The sequence below is a fragment of the Gallaecimonas sp. GXIMD4217 genome (assembly GCF_038087665.1).
Taxonomy (GTDB): domain Bacteria; phylum Pseudomonadota; class Gammaproteobacteria; order Enterobacterales; family Gallaecimonadaceae; genus Gallaecimonas.
Genome location: NZ_CP149925.1, coordinates 2,730,828 through 2,750,320 on the forward strand (window position 1 = coordinate 2,730,828; position 19,493 = coordinate 2,750,320).

At 61.2% G+C, this 19,493-nt stretch carries 11 protein-coding genes; 2 read left to right on the plus strand and 9 right to left on the minus strand.

Annotated features, from left to right (window positions below):
• Positions 1-3: 3 nt before the first annotated feature.
• The 5 genes from WDB71_RS13295 to rpsF all read right to left on the minus strand — a co-directional run bounded on the left by WDB71_RS13295 (position 4) and on the right by rpsF (position 10,517).
• Positions 4-8,814 carry a VCBS domain-containing protein gene (locus WDB71_RS13295; RefSeq protein ID WP_341502076.1) on the minus strand — a complete coding sequence of 2,937 codons (8,811 nt, stop codon included), beginning with the start codon at positions 8,812-8,814 and terminating at the stop codon, positions 4-6.
• Positions 8,815-9,075: 261 nt separating this feature from the next.
• Complete coding sequence (gene rplI, locus WDB71_RS13300; protein WP_341502077.1) at positions 9,076-9,531, minus strand: 50S ribosomal protein L9; 456 nt, start codon at positions 9,529-9,531, stop codon at positions 9,076-9,078.
• Between the two features lie 37 nt (positions 9,532-9,568).
• Positions 9,569-9,796, minus strand: a complete 228-nt coding sequence (rpsR, locus tag WDB71_RS13305; protein ID WP_341502078.1) for a 30S ribosomal protein S18 — start codon at positions 9,794-9,796, stop codon at positions 9,569-9,571.
• 11 nt (positions 9,797-9,807) lie between these two features.
• Complete coding sequence (gene priB, locus WDB71_RS13310; protein ID WP_341502079.1) at positions 9,808-10,101, minus strand: primosomal replication protein N; 294 nt, start codon at positions 10,099-10,101, stop codon at positions 9,808-9,810.
• 20 nt (positions 10,102-10,121) lie between these two features.
• The gene (gene rpsF, locus WDB71_RS13315; protein ID WP_341502080.1) at positions 10,122-10,517 is read right to left on the minus strand and encodes a 30S ribosomal protein S6; all 396 of its coding nucleotides are present in this window, start codon (positions 10,515-10,517) and stop codon (positions 10,122-10,124) included.
• A 181-nt stretch (positions 10,518-10,698) separates the two neighbouring features.
• Here rpsF and WDB71_RS13320 point away from each other — a divergent pair, with 181 nt between their 5' ends.
• Positions 10,699-11,436 carry a DUF481 domain-containing protein gene (locus tag WDB71_RS13320; protein WP_341502081.1) on the plus strand — a complete coding sequence of 246 codons (738 nt, stop codon included), beginning with the start codon at positions 10,699-10,701 and terminating at the stop codon, positions 11,434-11,436.
• Here WDB71_RS13320 and rlmB read toward each other — a convergent pair.
• The 3 genes from rlmB to WDB71_RS13335 form a co-directional block, all read right to left on the minus strand.
• A complete protein-coding gene (gene rlmB / locus WDB71_RS13325) occupies positions 11,424-12,164 on the minus strand; it encodes a 23S rRNA (guanosine(2251)-2'-O)-methyltransferase RlmB (protein ID WP_341502082.1) in 741 nt (246 codons plus the stop codon). The two genes, WDB71_RS13320 and rlmB, sit on opposite strands and share 13 nt — an antisense overlap.
• Before the next feature lie 3 nt (positions 12,165-12,167).
• The gene (gene rnr / locus WDB71_RS13330) at positions 12,168-14,546 is read right to left on the minus strand and encodes a ribonuclease R (RefSeq protein WP_341502083.1); all 2,379 of its coding nucleotides are present in this window, start codon (positions 14,544-14,546) and stop codon (positions 12,168-12,170) included.
• Positions 14,547-14,616: 70 nt separating this feature from the next.
• Positions 14,617-15,234: a tetratricopeptide repeat protein gene (locus WDB71_RS13335; protein WP_341502084.1), complete on the minus strand. Its 618-nt coding sequence runs from the start codon at positions 15,232-15,234 to the stop codon at positions 14,617-14,619.
• Positions 15,235-15,385: 151 nt separating this feature from the next.
• Here WDB71_RS13335 and WDB71_RS13340 point away from each other — a divergent pair, with 151 nt between their 5' ends.
• On the plus strand, positions 15,386-18,058 hold the full coding sequence (locus WDB71_RS13340) for a TonB-dependent receptor (RefSeq protein WP_341502085.1): 2,673 nt from the start codon (positions 15,386-15,388) through the stop codon (positions 18,056-18,058).
• 132 nt (positions 18,059-18,190) lie between these two features.
• Here WDB71_RS13340 and WDB71_RS13345 read toward each other — a convergent pair whose 3' ends face one another.
• Positions 18,191-19,486: an adenylosuccinate synthase gene (locus WDB71_RS13345; RefSeq protein ID WP_341502086.1), complete on the minus strand. Its 1,296-nt coding sequence runs from the start codon at positions 19,484-19,486 to the stop codon at positions 18,191-18,193.
• Positions 19,487-19,493 lie beyond the last annotated feature (7 nt).

Consider the following 19,493-nt stretch of genomic DNA (forward strand, 5'->3'; position numbering starts at 1 on the left):
GCCTTAGATGATGTGCTCGTCTTGTGGCACCAGCATAGCCAAATCCATCGCGCCAGGCGCGCCCGCTCCGCTTTGTGGGGCGACCAGCAGCTCGATGCCGTCGGTCAGCTCGGAGCCGCCACCACCCTGCGCTTCGCTGCCCAGGGCACTCGGCACCGGGCTGGACGGCAGCAGCAGCTCCAGTTCGTTGTCTTCACTCAGCATAGCCTCGGGCGCCGGAGCACTGCTCTGCTGGGCCAGATCCACGCCGGCGAAGCTGCTGGGGAACCAGTTGGCGTCGTCGCCACCCGAGGTCAGGGTCACCACCAGGTTGGCGGAGCTGGCATCGCCATCACCGTCCACCAGCTGGTACTGGAACACCTCCTGGACATCCTCGGTGACGACACTGTCGCCATTGCTGACGTAGCGGAACTCGCCCAGCTGCTCGCCGCCCAGGAACAGGGACAGGGTGCCGTGACCGGTTACGATGGTCAGCTGCTGGCTGTCGGCGTCGTAACTGCCGCTGGCATCGCCCTGGCCACTGATCACCAGGTTGCCGTTGGCCAGCACCTTGAAGCTCTGGTCGCCGTAACCGACCTGGCTGATGTGGTCGGCGCCGTCGGCGCCCAGGTCGTCGTTGGCGAGCACGTTACCCTCGACGGCCACCTGGGGCACCAGATCCTGCAGGGTCTGGCTCAGGTCGCCGGAGTCGGCCAGCATGATGGCGTCGCCGCTGCTGTCGATCTGATCCAGGTAGGTGTCGGAGATGCCGTTGCCGATACCTATGGCATGGGCGGCCACCTCGGGATGCTCGGCCAGGAAGGCGCTCCAGTTGGCCAGGTACTGGTCCAGTTCGGTACCGTGATCAGATCCCGGGTTGCCGTCGGAGATGAAATAGGCCTTGGTGATTGCATCGCTGGCATCCTGGGCGCTCAGCCAGGCGTCCATGGCATCCAGCACGCTATAGCTGGTGCCACCACCGGAGTAGAGGGCATCGATCACCTCCAACAGCTCGATGTAATCGCCGTCGCTGCTGGCGCTGAAGCTGAACTCCCCTTTGTAGGAAGGGCCTTCCCAGAACTCGTAGAACGCCACCGTGACCTGGGTGCCCAGCTCGGCGTAGGAGGCCAGCATGGCCTTGACCGCCGCCTTGGCATCGGCCAGACGCCGCCCTTCCATGCTGCCGGAGGTGTCCAGGGCGATGGCCAGGTTGATGGCCGGCATCTGGACGTTGAGCACATTGCCGGTGTCGTCATTGGCCTGGGCGCGCACGTCGTCGATGACGGTGACCTCGACCTCGGACTCGGCGGTGGCACCGGTGCGGTCTGCCGCCACTACCTTGATGCCGGATATGCTCAGTTCATTGACGTCGATGTTGTGGGGGAAGGCGTCCAGCAGCTCTGCCTTGACCTGTACCTCGCCTTCGCTGCCGGCGGCGATGTCGTCCCAGTCCAGGCTCAGCTTGATGGCTTCCCGGCCCTGCAGGGTGCCGACCAGCTCGCCCTGGTCATTGAGCTGCCAATGCACGCTGGCATTGGTGCCCGCGACCTGGATGGCGTCGGTATCGCCAAAGGCAAAGGCGTTGATGGCCTCGCTGCCGGCCTTGAAGCTGAGGGTGTCGAGGTCCTGCTCGCTGCCGCTGCGATAGAGGATGGCTTCGTCCACACCCAGGGATACCAGGCTGCTCAGGGCCTCGGGCGCCACCGGCTCGCTGGCCTGCAGATCGACCACGAAGCTGTCGCTGCTGGTATCACCATCACTGTCGGTGACGGCGACATCGAAGTTCAGCTGTACGTCACCGGCGATGCTTTCGATGACGCCCAGGCTGGTGCCGGTGAAGCTGAAGCCTTCCTTGCTGTTGGAGGTCAGCTCGATATAGCTGATGGCACCAATATCACCGATAACATCGCCATTTTGGATATCCCCTTCGCCCAGCAGCCCAAAACTGCCATCTGCCCGAGTGCCATAGGCCTTGTAATGGCAGCTGGCGGTGCCATTGCCCGTGGTGGTCATATAGATGGCGGCGCTGGCGACGTCCTGCTGGAAGTCGATGGTCAGAACCTCGTCGGCATTGTGTTGGCCACCCACTATGGGGTTGTCCACACCATAGCCGCCGTTCTTGCCGTTGACCTTCAAAGAGCCGCTGCTGTCACGGCCATGGAGGGTAAAGACCAGGTTATCGTTAGGTGCGTCGGTGACATTGCCCTGGTCATCCACATAGCGCTCCTGCACCGGCGAATTGGGGCCATCGCCAAGCTGGGCTATGGTGCGCTCGACCACCACGTCAATGGTGCCCACCATGTTCAGCTGATAGCTGTCGCTGTTGGGGTCGGCCGTTAACTCAAAGACGACGCTCTGGTTGCCGTTGCCGGTATAAGGCCCCGGATTTTCGCTGCTGTTGGTGTAGGCGATCAGCACACCCGGGTTGGCCGGATCCACATGGTAATAAATGGTCAGGCCACCGGAGGTTTCCCCCGAGTCGGCGAAGGTCACATCGGTGCCGTTCCAGCCGCTGACGTTGCCGGACAGGTCGGCACTGTAGTTGTCATCGGCGCCCTGGGTATCCAGGGTGCCGGTGTAAGTGCCGGGGGCATTGCTGCCCTGCAGATCCTGGGCATCCGCCACCACCTGGTCGTCGGCCACATGGACGGTGACGGTGCCTTCAGCGCTGTCGCCGTCTGCTTCGCTGGCCACCACCTTGATGCCGCTGATGGTCAGGTTGTCGACACTGGCGTCATGGGGCAGGTTGTCCAGCAACTGGGCGGTCACGGCCACGCTGCCCGCGTCACCGGCGGCGATGGCGCCGCCCGCCAGGCTCAGCTTGATAAGGTCGGTGCCGTTCAAGCTGCCAATCAGGTTACCGTCGCCGTCCTGGGTCCAGGTCAGCTGGCCGTTCAGGCCCTGGATCTGGATGCCACTGGTGTCGCCAAAGGCAAAGCCGGTAATGGCCTCTCCCCCGGCGGTAAAGGCCAGGGTGGCAACTTCGCTGCCGGTGCTGCCATCTCGGGTTTGGGCCTCGTCCAGGTTCAGTATCACCGCATCTCCGCCGGTAAGTTCGCCGCTGCCGGTGATGGTGACGGTAACAACGGTGGTGGAGCCGTCGGTGAGGGTAACGGTGAACTCACGTACCACCTCTTCACCCTCGGCCAGGGCCTGCACCGCCTCGGCGTCGTTATCCAGCACGAAGGACCAGACGCCGTTCTCATCGACGGTGAAGGTGCCGTACTCGTTGCTCTGCTCGCCTGCCACAAAGGCCAGATCCGGGTTGTCCACATCGGTGGCGGTCAGCTCACCACCGGTAGTGAGGGTGACGTCTTCCTGAACGGCACCGGCATCGCTGGAAATGACCGGCAGATCGTCACTGCCTTCGATGGTAACGGTAACAACAGTGGTGGAGCCGTCGGTGAGGGTAACGGTGAACTCACGTACCACCTCTTCACCCTCGGCCAGGGCCTGCACCGCCTCGGCGTCGTTATCCAGCACGAAGGACCAGACGCCGTTCTCATCGACGCTGAAGGTGCCGTACTCGTTGCTCTGCTCGCCGGCCACAAAGGCCAGATCCGGGTTGTCCACATCGGTGGCGGTCAGCTCACCGCCCGTGCTCAGGGTGACGTCTTCCTCAACGGCGCCGGCGTCGCTGGAGATCACCGGCAGATCATCGCTACCGCTGATGGTGACGGTAACGACGGTGGTGGAGCCATCGTTCAGAGTAACGGTGAACTCGCGCACCACCTCTTCACCCTCGGCCAGGGCCTGCACCGCCTCGGCGTCGTTATCCAGCACAAAGGACCAGACGCCGTTCTCATCGACGCTGAAGGTGCCGTACTCGTTGCTCTGCTCGCCTGCCACAAAGGCCAGATCCGGGTTGTCCACATCGGTGGCGGTAAGCTCACCGCCCGTGCTCAGGGTGACGTCTTCCTGGACGGCGCCGGCATCGTTGCTGATCACCGGCAGATCGTCGCTGCCGGTGATGGTGACGATAACGATGGTGGTGGAGCCGTCGGTGAGGGTAACGGTGAACTCACGTACCACCTCTTCACCCTCGGCCAGGGCCTGCACCGCCTCGGCGTCGTTATCCAGCACGAAGGACCAGACGCCGTTCTCATCGACGGTGAAGGTGCCGTACTCGTTGCTCTGCTCGCCTGCCACAAAGGCCAGATCCGGGTTGTCCACATCGGTGGCGGTCAGCTCACCACCGGTAGTGAGGGTGACGTCTTCCTGAACGGCGCCGGCATCGCTGGAAATGACCGGCAGATCGTCACTGCCTTCGATGGTAACGGTAACAACGGTGGTGGAGCCGTCGGTGAGGGTGACGGTGAACTCGCGCACCACCTCTTCACCCTCGGCCAGGGCCTGCACCGCCTCGGCGTCGTTATCCAGCACGAAGGACCAGACGCCGTTCTCGTCGACGGTGAAGGTACCGTATTCGTTGCTTTGCTCGCCGGCCACAAAGGCCAGCTCCGGGTTGTCCACATCGGTGGCGGTAAGCTCACCACCGGTAGTGAGGGTGACGTCTTCCTCAACGGCGCCGGCATCGCTGGAAATGACCGGCAGATCGTCACTGCCTTCGATGGTAACGGTAACGACTGTGGTGGAGCCGTCGGTGAGGGTGACGGTGAACTCACGAACCACCTCTTCGCCCTCGGCCAGGGCCTGCACCGCCTCGGCGTCGTTATCCAGCGCGAAGGACCAGACGCCGTTCTCGTCGACGGTGAAGGTACCGTATTCGTTGGTTTGCTCGCCGGCCACAAAGGCCAGATCAGGGTTGTCCACGTCGGTGGCGGTAAGCTCACCGCCCGTGCTCAGGGTGACGTCTTCCTCAACGGCGCCGGCGTCGCTGGAGATCACCGGCAGATCATCGCTACCGCTGATGGTGACGGTAACGACGGTGGTGGAGCCATCGTTCAGAGTAACGGTGAACTCGCGCACCACCTCTTCACCCTCGGCCAGGGCCTGCACGGCCTCGGCGTCGTTATCCAGCACGAAGGACCAGACACCGTTCTCGTCGACGGTGAAGGTGCCGTATTCGTTGGCTTGCTCGCCTGCCACAAAGGCCAGATCCGGGTTGTCCACATCGGTGGCGGTAAGCTCACCACCGGTAGTGAGGGTGACGTCTTCCTCAACGGCGCCGGCGTCGCTGGAAATGACAGGGGCGTCGTCGCTGCCGGTGATGGTGACGGTAACGACGGTGGTGGAGCCATCGTTCAGAGTAACGGTGAACTCGCGCACCACCTCTTCGCCCTCGGCCAGGGCCTGGACCGCTTCGGCGTCGTTATCCAGCACGAAGGACCAGACGCCGTTCTCGTCGACGGTGAAGGTGCCGTATTCGTTGCTCTGCTCGCCGGCCACAAAGGCCAGATCCGGGTTGTCCACATCGGTGGCGGTCAGCTCACCGCCCGTGCTCAGGGTGACGTCTTCCTCAACGGCGCCGGCATCGCTGGAAATGACCGGCAGATCGTCACTGCCTTCGATGGTGACGGTAACGATGGTGGTGGAGCCGTCGCTCAGGGTAACGGTGAACTCGCGCACCACCTCTTCACCCTCGGCCAGGGCCTGCACGGCCTCGGCGTCGTTATCCAGCACAAAGCTCCAGACGCCGTTTTCATCGACGCTAAAGGTGCCGTATTCGTTGGCTTGCTCGCCTGCCACAAAGGCCAGATCCGGGTTGTCCACATCGGTGGCGGTAAGCTCACCACCGGTAGTGAGGGTGACGTCTTCCTGAACGGCGCCGGCATCGCTGGAAATGACCGGCAGATCGTCACTGCCTTCGATGGTAACGGTAACAACGGTGGTGGAGCCGTCGGTGAGGGTGACGGTGAACTCGCGCACCACCTCTTCACCCTCGGCCAGGGCCTGCACCGCCTCGGCGTCGTTATCCAGCACGAAGGACCAGACGCCGTTCTCGTCGACGGTGAAGGTACCGTATTCGTTGCTTTGCTCGCCGGCCACAAAGGCCAGCTCCGGGTTGTCCACATCGGTGGCGGTAAGCTCACCACCGGTAGTGAGGGTGACGTCTTCCTCAACGGCGCCGGCATCGCTGGAAATGACCGGCAGATCGTCACTGCCTTCGATGGTAACGGTAACGACTGTGGTGGAGCCATCGTTCAGAGTAACGGTGAACTCGCGCACCACCTCTTCACCCTCGGCCAGGGCCTGCACGGCCTCGGCGTCATTATCCAGCACAAAGCTCCAGACGCCGTTTTCATCGACGCTAAAGGTGCCGTACTCGTTGCTCTGCTCGCCGGCCACAAAGGCCAGTTCCGGGTTGTCGACGTCGGTGGCGGTCAGCTCACCACCGGTAGTGAGGGTGACGTCTTCCTGGACGGCGCCGGCGTCGCTGGAAATGACAGGGGCGTCGTCACTGCCGGTGATGGTGACGGTAACGATGGTGGTGGAGCCGTCGCTCAGGGTAACGGTGAACTCGCGCACCACCTCTTCACCCTCGGCCAGGGCCTGCACGGCCTCGGCGTCATTATCCAGCACAAAGCTCCAGACGCCGTTTTCATCGACGCTAAAGGTGCCGTACTCGTTGCTCTGCTCGCCGGCCACAAAGGCCAGTTCCGGGTTGTCGACGTCGGTGGCGGTCAGCTCACCACCGGTAGTGAGGGTGACGTCTTCCTGGACGGCGCCGGCATCGCTGGAGATCACAGGCGCATCGTCGCTGCCTTCGATGGTGACGGTAACGACGGTGGTGGAGCCATCGGTGAGGGTGACGGTGAACTCGCGCACCACCTCTTCACCCTCGGCCAGGGCCTGCACCGCTTCGGCGTCGTTATCCAGCACGAAGGACCAGACGCCGTTCTCATCGACGGTGAAGGTGCCGTATTCGTTGGCTTGCTCGCCGACCACAAAGGCCAGTTCCGGGTTGTCGACGTCGGTGGCGGTCAGCTCACCACCGGTAGTGAGGGTGACGTCTTCCTGGACGGCGCCGGCATCGCTGGAGATCACAGGCGCATCGTCGCTGCCTTCGATGGTGACGGTAACGACGGTGGTGGAGCCATCGGTGAGGGTGACGGTGAACTCGCGCACCACCTCTTCACCCTCGGCCAGGGCCTGCACCGCTTCGGCGTCGTTATCCAGCACGAAGGACCAGACGCCGTTCTCATCGACGGTGAAGGTGCCGTATTCGTTGGCTTGCTCGCCGACCACAAAGGCCAGATCCGGGTTGTCGACGTCGGTGGCGGTAAGCTCACCGCCTGTGCTCAGGGTGACGTCTTCCTCAACGGCGCCGGCGCCGTTGCTGATCACCGGCAGATCGTCGCTGCCTTCGATGGTAACGGTAACAACGGTGGTGGAGCCGTCGGTGAGGGTGACGGTGAACTCGCGCACCACCTCTTCGCCGTCGGCCAGGGCCTGCACGGCCTCGGCGTCGTTATCCAGCACGAAGGACCAGACGCCGTTTTCGTCGACGGTGAAGGTGCCGTATTCGTTGCTTTGCTCGCCGGCCACAAAGGCCAGATCCGGGTTGTCCACATCGGTGGCGGTAAGCTCACCGCCGGTAGTGAGGGTGACGTCTTCCTGGACGGCGCCGGCATCGCTGGAGATCACCGGCAGATCGTCGGAGCCGGTGATGGTGACGGTAACGATAGTGGTGGAGCCATCGGTGAGGGTGACGGTGAACTCGCGCACCACCTCTTCGCCCTCGGCCAGGGCCTGCACCGCCTCGGCGTCGTTATCCAGCACAAAGCTCCACTCACCAGCGGCGTTGACGGTGAAGGTGCCGTATTCGTTGCTTTGCTCGCCGGCCACAAAGGCCAGATCCGGGTTGTCCACATCGGTGGCGGTAAGCTCACCGCCGGTAGTGAGGGTGACGTCTTCCTGGACGGCGCCGGCATCGCTGGAGATCACCGGCAGATCGTCGGAGCCGGTGATGGTGACGGTAACGATAGTGGTGGAGCCATCGGTGAGGGTGACGGTGAACTCGCGCACCACCTCTTCGCCCTCGGCCAGGGCCTGCACCGCCTCGGCGTCGTTATCCAGCACAAAGCTCCACTCACCAGCGGCGTTGACGGTGAAGGTGCCGTATTCGTTGGCCTGGGAGCCTGCCACAAAGGCCAGATCCGGGTTGTCCACATCGGTGGCGGTAAGCTCACCGCCTGTGCTCAGGGTGACGTCTTCCTCAACGGCGCCAGCGTCGCTGGAAATGACCGGCAGATCGTCGCTGCCTTCGATGGTAACGGTCACGACAGTAGTGGAGCCGTCGGTGAGGGTGACGGTGAACTCGCGCACCACCTCTTCGCCGTCGGCCAGGGCCTGCACCGCCTCGGCGTCGTTATCCAGCACAAAGCTCCACTCACCAGCTGCGTTGACGGTGAAGGTGCCGAACTCGTTGCTTTGCTCGCCGGCCACAAAGGCCAGTTCCAGGTTGTCCTCATCGCTGGCGGCTATGGTGCCACCGGTGACGAGTTGAAGATCTTCGACAACGTTACCGATCCCATTACCGATGACGGGCTCGGCATCGGTCACGTCCAGGTTGGCAACGGTCACCGCGTCAGCGCTTGTTGGAGGATTCAGGGCGGAGTCGTAACCGGCGCTGGCCAGGGTTTCGGCGCCACTGCGGGACAGGCTGACAAAGTCGCCGCCCTCATTGCCTTGGGGGGCGGTGCTACCTGCTTCGGGGGCCGGCAATTCGGCAGTGGGGTCGTCGCCCGAAATGATGGCACTTTGGATCTGCTCCAGCTCGCTCAGAGCAGCCAGGCCGTCCTGGCTCTCGGCCTGTTCAGGGAAAGCCTGGGCCCCGCTCTCAAGGGGTGCGCCGCCCAGAGACTCCTTGCCGGCACCTGCAACCGCATCAGAGTCCAGCTTCCTGCTGATTTGTTGTTCCTTCTGTTCCATCTTCTTATCCCCAAAAAGTTGTCTAAACGCCCCGAAACACCGACTTAACTTCCCTTGCGCGGAGCGGCTATCTTACAGATCAAAGAGTTCCCACTTTTAATGACGACATTTTACCCATGCTAGGCATCACAAAACAACCAGAACAGGCGCATGCCTAGAACAAAGGCGAAGATAAATAGCCAAAGGTATTAGCACTGCTTATCAGGCACAAAAAAACCGCCCATCCGGGCGGTTTTTCAAAGCATTGCGAAATTGCTTGGCTTACTCGCCAGCAACCACGCTCAGCTTAACTTCTACAGTCACGTCGCTGTGCAGCTGCACGGCGATGTCGAACTCACCCGTGGTGCGCAGGGCACCGTGGGGCAGCTTGACTTCGGACTTGGCAACTTCAACACCAGCAGCAGCGCTGAAGGCTTCAGCGATGTCGCGGGTACCGATGGAGCCGAACAGCTTGCCTTCGTCACCGGCTTTAGCGGCGATTTCAACAACTTCCAGGGCAGCCAGCTTCTCGGCGCGGGCCTCGGCAGCAGCCAGGACGTCGGCCAGCTTGGCTTCCAGCTCGGCGCGGCGAGCTTCGAAGTGCTCGATGTTGGCCTTGGTGGCCATGACCGCTTTGCCTTGCGGGATCAGGAAGTTACGGGCAAAACCTGCTTTTACGGTTACCTGATCACCCAGGCCACCCAGGTTGGCGATTTTATCCAGCAGAATGACGTTCATCGACGATTCCTCTCAACTCATTCAGATCAGAGTGACCTTACTTGTGCAGGTCAGTGTACGGCAGCAGAGCCAGGTAACGGGCACGCTTGATGGCGCGAGCCAGCTGACGCTGGTACTTGGCGCTGGTGCCAGTGATACGGCTGGGTACGATCTTGCCGCTCTCTGTGATGTAGTTCTTCAGAGTTGCGATGTCTTTGTAGTCGATTTCCTGTACGTTTTCTGCAGTGAAACGGCAGAACTTACGACGACGGAAGAAACGTGCCATGGGGCTATCTCCTAATTCAACAAGTCTATGCGCTGGGCATGCAGCACGGGAACCAGGTTCCCTTCTTTACTGCGGTGGCTGACCAGAAAACCGGTCACTGTCACCACCTGGCCCATCGTCAATCCCCAAGTGCTTTGATTGAGGTTGTCGCCACTGGCAACCACCTGGATCCGGCAATAAGCAGGACGTGTCATCTCTGCTTCCACTTGTTCGGAGCGATGCTCAAGCCAAAACTGGCAATGCTTCACTCCTGCGGGGCTCTGGCTACGCCGCGGCGCCCTGACAAGCTGGCCGGTCAACTGCACCCGGTTCTCGTGCACTCGGCTTACTCGGCTTCGGCGTCGGCTTTGGCTTCGGCTTTGGCTTCGGTTCTATCGTCGTCACGACGCTCGCGGCGCTCTTCCTTGGCCTTGGCCATGGGAGAAACTTCGGTGACGGCTTGCTTGGTGCGCATGATGGCGTAACGCAGAACGGCGTCGTTGAAGCGGAAAACAGTTTCCAGCTCGTCAACGGTGCCCTGCTCGGCTTCAACGTTCATCAGAACGTAGTGCGCTTTGTGCAGCTTGTTGATGGGATAAGCCAGTTGACGGCGACCCCAGTCTTCCAGGCGATGGATCTGACCACCAGCTTCTTTGATGGAGCCGGTGTAGCGCTCGATCATGCCAGGAACCTGCTCGCTCTGGTCCGGGTGGACCATGAAAACGATCTCGTAATGACGCATTGTCGCTCCTTACGGATTGATCAGCCTCCCGTAACGGCTCAGTCAGACCGCTGTAGAGGCAAGGAACTCTTGATAATGACTGATTTAAGGGCGGGTATTGTATAGAAAGCCGCCGCTGCAGACAAGCTGCGAAAGCGCGCCGACAGCAGGTAAAATGAGGGGCTTGTAGTCGGGGGCCACCATGTCGAAAGTCGTCTTATTCCTGCTGTCCGCCATGCCCACATTGTGCTGGGCGCTGGTACCACCCTATTACGGCAAGACCGATGCCGAATACCGCTGGGATGCGGAAGTGGAGCTGGGCCTGGCGGCCTCCAGGGGCAACACCCGCAACGATGCCTACAACAGCAGGGTCAAGCTGGGCCTGGACACCGACCGCACCCACCAGGAGGCCACCTTTTCCTCCAACTTCGCCCGCGACAAGGACACCACCAGCGTCGAACGTTATCGCCTGGAGTTGCAGTCCGACGCCAAGCTGTGGCCCGATCACTACCTGTTCATTCGCGGCAATCAGCTCTTCGACCGCTTCGGCACCTACCGTTCGGAAACCTCGGTGGCGGGGGGGCTGGGTACCAGCCTGATCAGCAAGCGCTTCACCTCGCTGAAGTTCGAGCTGGGCCCGGGTTACCGTTTCCTCAACGCCGACGAAGACGATGGCCTGGAAGACAAGGAAGAAGCCATACTGCGTTCGGTGCTGAAATACGAGCGGCGCATCCATGAGCGGACCCGCTTCAACGCCTCCATCGAGCTGGAGACGGGCCGGGAGAACACCATCGGCATGCTGGATGCGTCATTCACCAACCAGCTGTTTGGCGATCTGGCGCTGAAATTCGGGGTGAACTACCGCTACACGGCGGAAGTAGACGAGGACAAGGCCAACTCCGACACCCTGTCCTCGCTGAACCTGCTCTACACCTTCTGACGCTGGCGCACCACTTCGAACAGGCAGACGCCGGTGGCCACCGAAACGTTGAGGCTGGAGACCAGGCCGGCCATGGGAATGGCCAGCAGCTCGTCGCAGTGTTCACGGGTCAGGCGACGCATGCCCTTGCCTTCGGCGCCCATCACCAGGGCCATGGGGCCGGTCAGCTTGGCATTGAACAGCTGGGTATCGGTTTCACCTGCGGTACCGACGATCCAGACTCCCATCTCCTGAAGCTGGCGCAGGGTCCGGGCCAGGTTGGTCACTTCCACCAGCGGCACAGAGTCGGCGGCGCCGCAGGCCACCTTGCGTGCGGTGGCATTGAGCGGCGCGGAATTGTTCTTGGGCACGATGACGGCATGCACGCCGGCGGCATCGGCGGTACGCAGGCAGGCCCCCAGGTTGTGGGGATCGGTCACGCCGTCCAGCACCAGCAGCAGGGGCTGATCCACGGCCTCCAGCAGGTCCGGTAGCCGCTGTTCGGGCAATGCCTTGGCGGCCTTCACCTCGGCCATGATGCCTTGGTGGGACGCGCCCTTGCTCTTGTCGTCCAGGGTCTTGCGGGGCACCCACTGTACCTTCAGCCCCAGGTTCTGGGCCTGGTCGATGACGGCATTGAGGCGCTTGTCGCTGCGTTCCCTGGCCGCCCACAGCTGGGTGATCTTCTCCGGATGGCGTTGCAGGGCGCCATCCACGGCATGGATACCGAAAATCCAGTCCTGGCTCATCTGTTACCTCTTGTTGCGATCTTTGCCGCTGCGGGACTTTTTCTTCTTGCCCTTGCGGCCGGCCAGCACATCGGCGACGGCACTCTCGGCATCGCCTTTCTTGTGGCCCTTGGCGGGGGCGGATTTTCCCTTACCCTGCTTGAGCTTGTCACGCACCGTTTTGCCCTTGCCGCGGCGCCTGTCTTCCTTGGCGCCGGCCAGCAGCAGCTCGATCTGCCGTGACTCCAGCTTCACAGAGGCCACCTGCACGGCCACCTCGTCACCCAGGTGGTAACGACGGCCGCTGCGTTCACCGATGAGCGCCTGGTGGATGGGATCGAACTGGTAGTAGTCGTTTTCCAGGCTGGAAATGTGGACCAGGCCTTCGATATTGAGATCGTTGAGGCGCACGAACATGCCGAAATTGGTGACGCTGGAGATGACCCCGGTGAGGGTGTCCCCGACATGGTCGCGCATGTACTCGCACTTGAGCCAGTCCGCCACGTCACGGGTGGCCTCGTCGGCCCGGCGCTCGGTCATGGAGCACTGCTCGCCCATGAAGTTCATGCGCTCGGCGTCGTAGAGGTAGCCTCCCCCGCCCTGCAGGGTCGCGGGATCTTCAACACCCTGCTGCTTGAGCAGTACCGCCTTGATGGCCCGGTGCAGGATCAGGTCCGGATAACGACGGATGGGCGAGGTGAAGTGGGCATAGGCCTTCAGGGCCAGGCCGAAGTGGCCGCTGCAGTCCGGCTCGTACACCGCCTGGCGCATGGTGCGCAGCAGCATGGTGGAAATGAGGCCGGCATCGGGGCGTTCGCCGATGTGGGACAACAGGTTGCTGAAGTCCTTGGGCGAGGGCTCCAGACCACCGCTCAGTTGCAGGCCAAGCTCGCCCAGGAACTGGTGGAACTGGGTGATCTTCTCTTCGCCCGGCCTGTCGTGGACCCGGTACAGGTTGGGGGCCTTGTGCTTGCTGACGAAACGGGCCGCCGCCACGTTGGCGAGGATCATGCACTCCTCGATGAGCATATGGGCTTCGTTGCGCACCAGGGGCACTATCTTCTCGATCTTGCGCTGCTCATTGAAGATGAACTGGGTCTCTTCGGTCTCGAACTCGATGGCGCCACGCACCCGGCGGTTCTTCTTGAGGGCCTGGTAGAGGCCGTACAGGTCCTCCAGGTGGCCGACCAGGGGGGCGTATTCCTCGCGCAGGGCCTTGTCGCCCTGGAGGATGGCAAACACCTTGTTGTAGGTCAGGCGTGCCTTGGAGTGCATCACCGCCGGGTAGAACTGGTAGCCGGACAGCTTGCCGCTTTCCGAAACCGTCATCTCGCAGACCATGCACAGGCGATCCACCTTGGGATTCAGGGAGCACAGGCCGTTGGAGAGGATCTCCGGCAGCATGGGGATGACCTGGGACGGGAAATAGACGGAGTTGCCCCTGTTATAGGCCTCCCTGTCCAGGGGAGTGCCGGTGCGCACATAGTGGGATACGTCGGCAATGGCCACCCACAGCCGCCAGCCCCCGGACGCTTTGGCCTCGGCATAGACGGCGTCGTCGAAGTCACGGGCGTCTTCGCCGTCTATGGTCACCAGGGGCAGATGGCGCAGATCCACCCGGCCCTGCTTGTCGGCTTCGGAAACCTCTTCGGACATGCCCTTGATCTGCTGCAGCACCTTGTCCGGCCAGACATGGGGCAGGTCGTGGCTGCGCAGGGCGATTTCGATCTCCATGCCCGGATCCATGTGTTCACCGAGCACTTCCTTGATGCGGCCGACCGCATTGAAGCGGGCCGTGGGTCTTTGGGTGATTTCCAGCACCACCACCTGGCCATGACGGGCACCGCCCCTGTCCTCTTCCGGCACCACTATGTCCTGGGCGATGCGGCTTTCGTCCGGCACCACATAGCCGACGGCGCCGTCCCGGTAGTAGCGGCCCACCAGCTCGGGCGAGCGTGGCTCCAGTACCCGCACCACCCTGCCTTCGGTGCGACCGCGCCTGTCGGTGCCGGTGGGCTGAACCAGCACCACGTCGCCGTGCAGGACCTTATGCATCTCCTTGTTGCCCAGGAAGATGTCGTCGCCGGCGGCGACCTTGACGAAGCCGAAGCCGTCCCTGTGGCCGATGACGGTGCCACGGATCAGGTTGATCTGGTCGCAAAGGGCATAGGCCTTCTGGCGGGTAAAGACCAGCTGGCCATCGCGCTCCATGGCACGCAGGCGGCGGCGCAGCCCCTCCTGGCGATCTTCGTCATCCAGCTTGAGGTGCTTGATCATTGCCTGGAGGGACTGGGGTTTCCCGAGCCGCTTCAGCTCTGCCATGATGGCTTCACGGGAAGGGATGGGGTTGTCGTAACGCTCGGCTTCGCGCTCGGCGAAAGGATCCTTGATAGCTTTGGCCATGGTGCCTGTTGGTGGCGAATTTGCCTTTATTATACGCAGCCCAGGGCCTCAGTTTCGATGGAAAACTGTATTACAGTTCACTATCGATGCGGCTGACCACGGACGGCGGCAGCCCTTTGGCCAGTTTTTTCGCCAGGTCGTCGGCCCTTCGCCAGCTCGGCTTGTGGGGGATAACGGCGGATTTCAGCCAGCGATAGGCGTCTTCCCTGTCCATGGCCATGCCGTGCCCGGCCAGCACCAAATCCCCGAAGCGCAGCAGCGCCTTGAGGTTGCCGGCTTCGGCGGCGGGCCTCAGCAGCTTCATGGCCTTGGTCAGGTTGGCCTGGACCCACTTGCCGGTGGCGTAGTAACGCCCCAGCTGCTCCAGGGCCTCCGGCAGGCCCTGGTCGGCGGCCCGCTCGATGTAGACCAGTCCCTGGGGAATGTCCTCCTCCACGCAGATGCCATGGGCCAGCATGTCGCCCCACAGGAATTCGTAGGCCGGTACCTTCATCTTCTCGGCCCTGGCCTCGATGTCCTGCACCAGCTGGCAATCGTCGTCCAGCACCCTTCTCAGGTGCTTGTTGATTTTGATCAGCTCCAGCAGCTCGTCCTGGCGATAAATTTGAATGGCCTGGGGCTGCGCCAGCAGCGGACGGCTCATCCCGGCAAGCAGCACGACAACGAAAAGGATGCGTAGTGAAGACATCTGAACCTCCTGGTGACTCCTTATCGGCCGTTCACCTCTCGTCTTTAACGATACAACTCGTTACAAGTGTTTCTTTTTTGTTGCTTCGTGTTACATTGCCGCCTGCCAGCTTTGCTGGTTTTTTCAGGGAATAGTGCAAGGAATAACAAAAATGGTTAAAACAAGAATCGCCAAGGCGATGAGCATTGCTCTTGCCTTTGGCATGGGCGCGGCGGTCAGCCAGCCCGTGTTTGCTGCCGATGAGGCCAACGCCGAAGACGAAAAGGTCGAGCGTATCGAAGTAACAGGTTCACGCATCAAGCGAACCGATATGGAAGGTGCCTCGCCCATCGTTGTCATCGATGCCGCTGAAATAGCCGAGCGTGGTTTCACCTCCACCTTCGACGTGCTTGAGTCGCTGACTCAAGCTACTGGTGCCCAACAGGGTGAGCAGTACACCAACTCCTTCACACCGGCCGCTCAGGACATCAACCTTCGTGGCATTGGCCCGGGTCGAACCCTCGTCCTGCTCAACGGTCGCCGTGTTGCCGACTACCCCCAACCTTTCAACTCAGAGAGCAACTTCTTTAACTGGTCCACCATTCCACTGGCCGCGGTCAAACGTATTGAAGTGCTGACCGACGGTGGTTCTGCCGTTTATGGCTCCGACGCCATAGCCGGTGTCGTAAACGTCATCACCAAGGGAGACGTTGAGGACACCACCCTGACCGGCACTTACGGTTTCACCACCGAAGGTGGTGGCCACTCTCGCAAGTTGCAGTTGACAACCGGCTTTGAAGCGGGAGCAACAAACTGGGTTGTCGCCGCCGAGTGGCATGAAAAAGAGCCGCTGTTTGGTAAAGACCGTTCTTGGTTGGATTCCTACAAGGACCGCCCGGACCCGGAAGCCCGATACCCCGATCGCGCCATTCTGGTGCTGGATAACTTTACCGGTGAATATGTCGCACCGCCCACGGACGAAGCCTGTTTTGATTCCAATACCGGCTACGAGTTTGCCTTCCGCCCTAACCGCGGCTTTTACTGCGGCCATGATGGCGACGGTGACGAGAGCCTGCGCAGCTACCGTGAAAACAAGTCTCTCTACGTGCATGGCAACTGGGACATCAGTGACAACCTGACAGCCTTCACCGATATCCTGTACTGGGATTCCAAGGTGGAACACACAGGTTTTCGCCTCTGGTTCGGTGATGACATCGCCTATTTTGACGCCGATGACAACCTCCACTATGAGTACATCCAGCGTATCTTCGCTCCCTCAGAGACAGGTAATCAAAGCAGCATCACCGACGAAGACACCTTGAATATCACTATCGGTTTGAAGGGTATTGTCGGTGATTTCGACTGGGAAGTAGCCTACACCGACAGTACATACGATACCAAGAGTGTAGAGACACGCTTCAAGGAAGAGGCCATTAACGAGCTCTACCTGGGCACCGATGGTCCTTTCTTCGAGTCCAACGGTATCCGGGGAGGTGGCACCAAGAGTATCTACGAATTCCTGTCACCGGAAGAGGCTGCTGCCATCACCGGGCAGCAACTCAACAAGGCTGACTCCTACGTCCGCTCCCTGTCAGCCAGCATCTCCGGTGATATTTTTGAGCTTCCCGCAGGCCCCGTCGGCTTCGCCGCCGTTGCCGAATACTCCAAGCAGGGTTATGACATCAACCTGGACGAGCGCACCCTCAATCAGGATGGTAATGGCTGGTGGGGGCTGACCGGCACCGAGGGTGGCGGTGACCGTAAGCGTTACGCCGTCGGCGTGGAATTCCTGGTTCCTGTAACCGAAACCCTGTCCCTGATTCCGGCTATTCGTTACGACGAGTACGACGACGATTCCAGTGTCGGCGGCCGCAGCACCAGCCAGCTGAAGTTGGAATACAGGCCGATGGACAACCTGCTGATTCGAGGTGGCTGGTCCCAGACCTTCCGCGCCCCGGACATGCACTACCTCTTTGCCAAGCCTTCCGGCTTCTACAGCTCCGTAGAAGACACCTACCGCTGTGATACGGATCCGGACTTCGATTGCGACGCCGGCGAAAGCTTCTTCGGTCAACGTGCTGGAAATATCAACCTCAAGGAAGAAACCGGTGACACCTACAACGTCGGTTTCGTCTACGAGCCCATCGACAACCTGAGCTTCACCGTCGACTACTACCGCATCGAACTGGAAGACGTGGTCAACGACGAAAGTGCCCAGACCATCATGAACGATGAAGCGGACTGCCGACTGAGCCGTAATGGCCAGGATATCAACTCAGACTTCTGCCAGAACGTGATCTCACGGGTTATCCGCAGCAGTGGCGGCTTGGGAGACGATGGCGAGCTGGAAGAAATCCACCTGGGTCCCATCAACCAATCTGAGTTCATGCAGGCAGGTCTGGACGCCAGTGCTCGATACATCTTTGAGTCCAACTACGGCGACTTTGAGTTTAAGCTCGGCTACACCCACATCCTGGACTACGAAGAGCGTATCTTCCCAGAGGATCCGGTCGAGTCCATCCGCTCTCACAGCTACAGCCCACGTTCAAACGTGAACGGCTCCATTGGCTGGAACAAGGATGACTACGCTGTGACGCTGTTTGTTAAGCGTCAAGGCTCTATCCTCAATTACGATGAGGATGGCCGCATTGGTTCCTGGACTACTGCCAACCTGACCGCCAGCATGATCGTCAACGAGAGCTTCGCGATTGGCTTGAATGTCAACAACATTACCAATGAGCGCCCGCCTCAGGATGCAACCTGGCCTTCCTGGCCCTACTTCTACCGCGGCCAATACAACGCCGTGGGTCGTGAAGTGTTCCTGAACGCTAGCCTTAAGTTCTAAGGAACAACCGTCAATGCAAAAGGCCACCGGACCGGTGGCCTTTTTTTATGCCGCCTTTCACCTTGCGGTCTGTCGTCCAGGCACAAAAAAGCCGCTCATGGAGCGGCTTTTCTTATCGTTGCGCGGACCTTCTTAGGCGAAGGGGTGGCGCAGGATCATGGTCTCGTTGCGGTCCGGACCGGTGGAGATGATGTCGACCGGTACATCCAGCAGCTCTTCGATGCGCTTAATGTAGTCGCGGGCGGCCTGGGGCAGCTGCTCGACGCTGGTGGCGCCGAAGGTGTTGTCGCTCCAGCCCGGCATCTCTTCGTAGATGGGCTCGACCAGATCGTAGTCTTCGGCGGCCATGGGCGGCACGTCCAGGACGCGGCCGTCGGGCATCTTGTAGCCGACGCAGATCTTGATGGTCTCCAGGCCATCCAGCACGTCCAGCTTGGTCAGGCAGAAGCCGGAGATGGCGTTGATCTGCACGGCGCGGCGCATGGCCACGGCGTCCAGCCAGCCGGTGCGGCGCTTACGGCCGGTGGTGGCACCGAACTCGTGGCCCTTGACACCCAGGTGCTCGCCCACGGCGTCGTCCAGCTCGGTCGGGAAGGGACCGCCGCCGACGCGGGTGGTGTAGGCCTTGATGATACCCAGTACGTAGTCCAGGTAACGGGGGCCGAAACCGGAGCCGGTGGCCACACCACCGGCGGTGGTGTTGGAGGAGGTCACATAGGGGTAGGTACCGTGATCGATGTCCAGCAGGGTGCCCTGGGCCCCTTCGAACATGATGGCTTCGCCGGCCTTGCGGGCCTTGTCGAGCACGTCGGTCACGTCCACCACCATGTCCTTCAGGTATTCGGCCACTTCCATGGCTTCCTTCAGCACCTCGTCGTAGGAGACGGGCTCGACCTTGTAGTACTCGGTGAGCATGAAGTTGTGGTGATCCAGGACTTCCTTGAGCTTCTCGGCGAAGCGCTCGGGCTGGAACAGGTCGCCGACGCGCAGGCCGCGGCGGGCTACCTTGTCCTCGTAGGCCGGACCTATGCCACGGCCGGTGGTGCCGATAGCCTTGTCGCCACGGGCCTTTTCACGGGCCTGGTCGACGGCCACATGGTACTTGAGGATCAGCGGGCAGGCCTCGGAGATGCGCAGGCGCTCCTTGACGGGCACGTTGCGCTCTTCCAGCATGCGGATTTCCCTCATCAGGGCATCCGGGGCCAGGACCACGCCATTGCCGATGAAGCAGGTGACATTGTCACGCAGGATACCGGAAGGGATCAGGTGCAGTACGGTCTTTTCGCCGTCGATCACCAGAGTGTGACCGGCGTTGTGACCGCCTTGGTAACGGACTACATAAGAGGCTTTGTCGGTGAGGAGATCGACAACTTTACCTTTACCCTCGTCACCCCATTGGGTGCCTAGCACAACGACATTCTTTCCCATTTTCTTT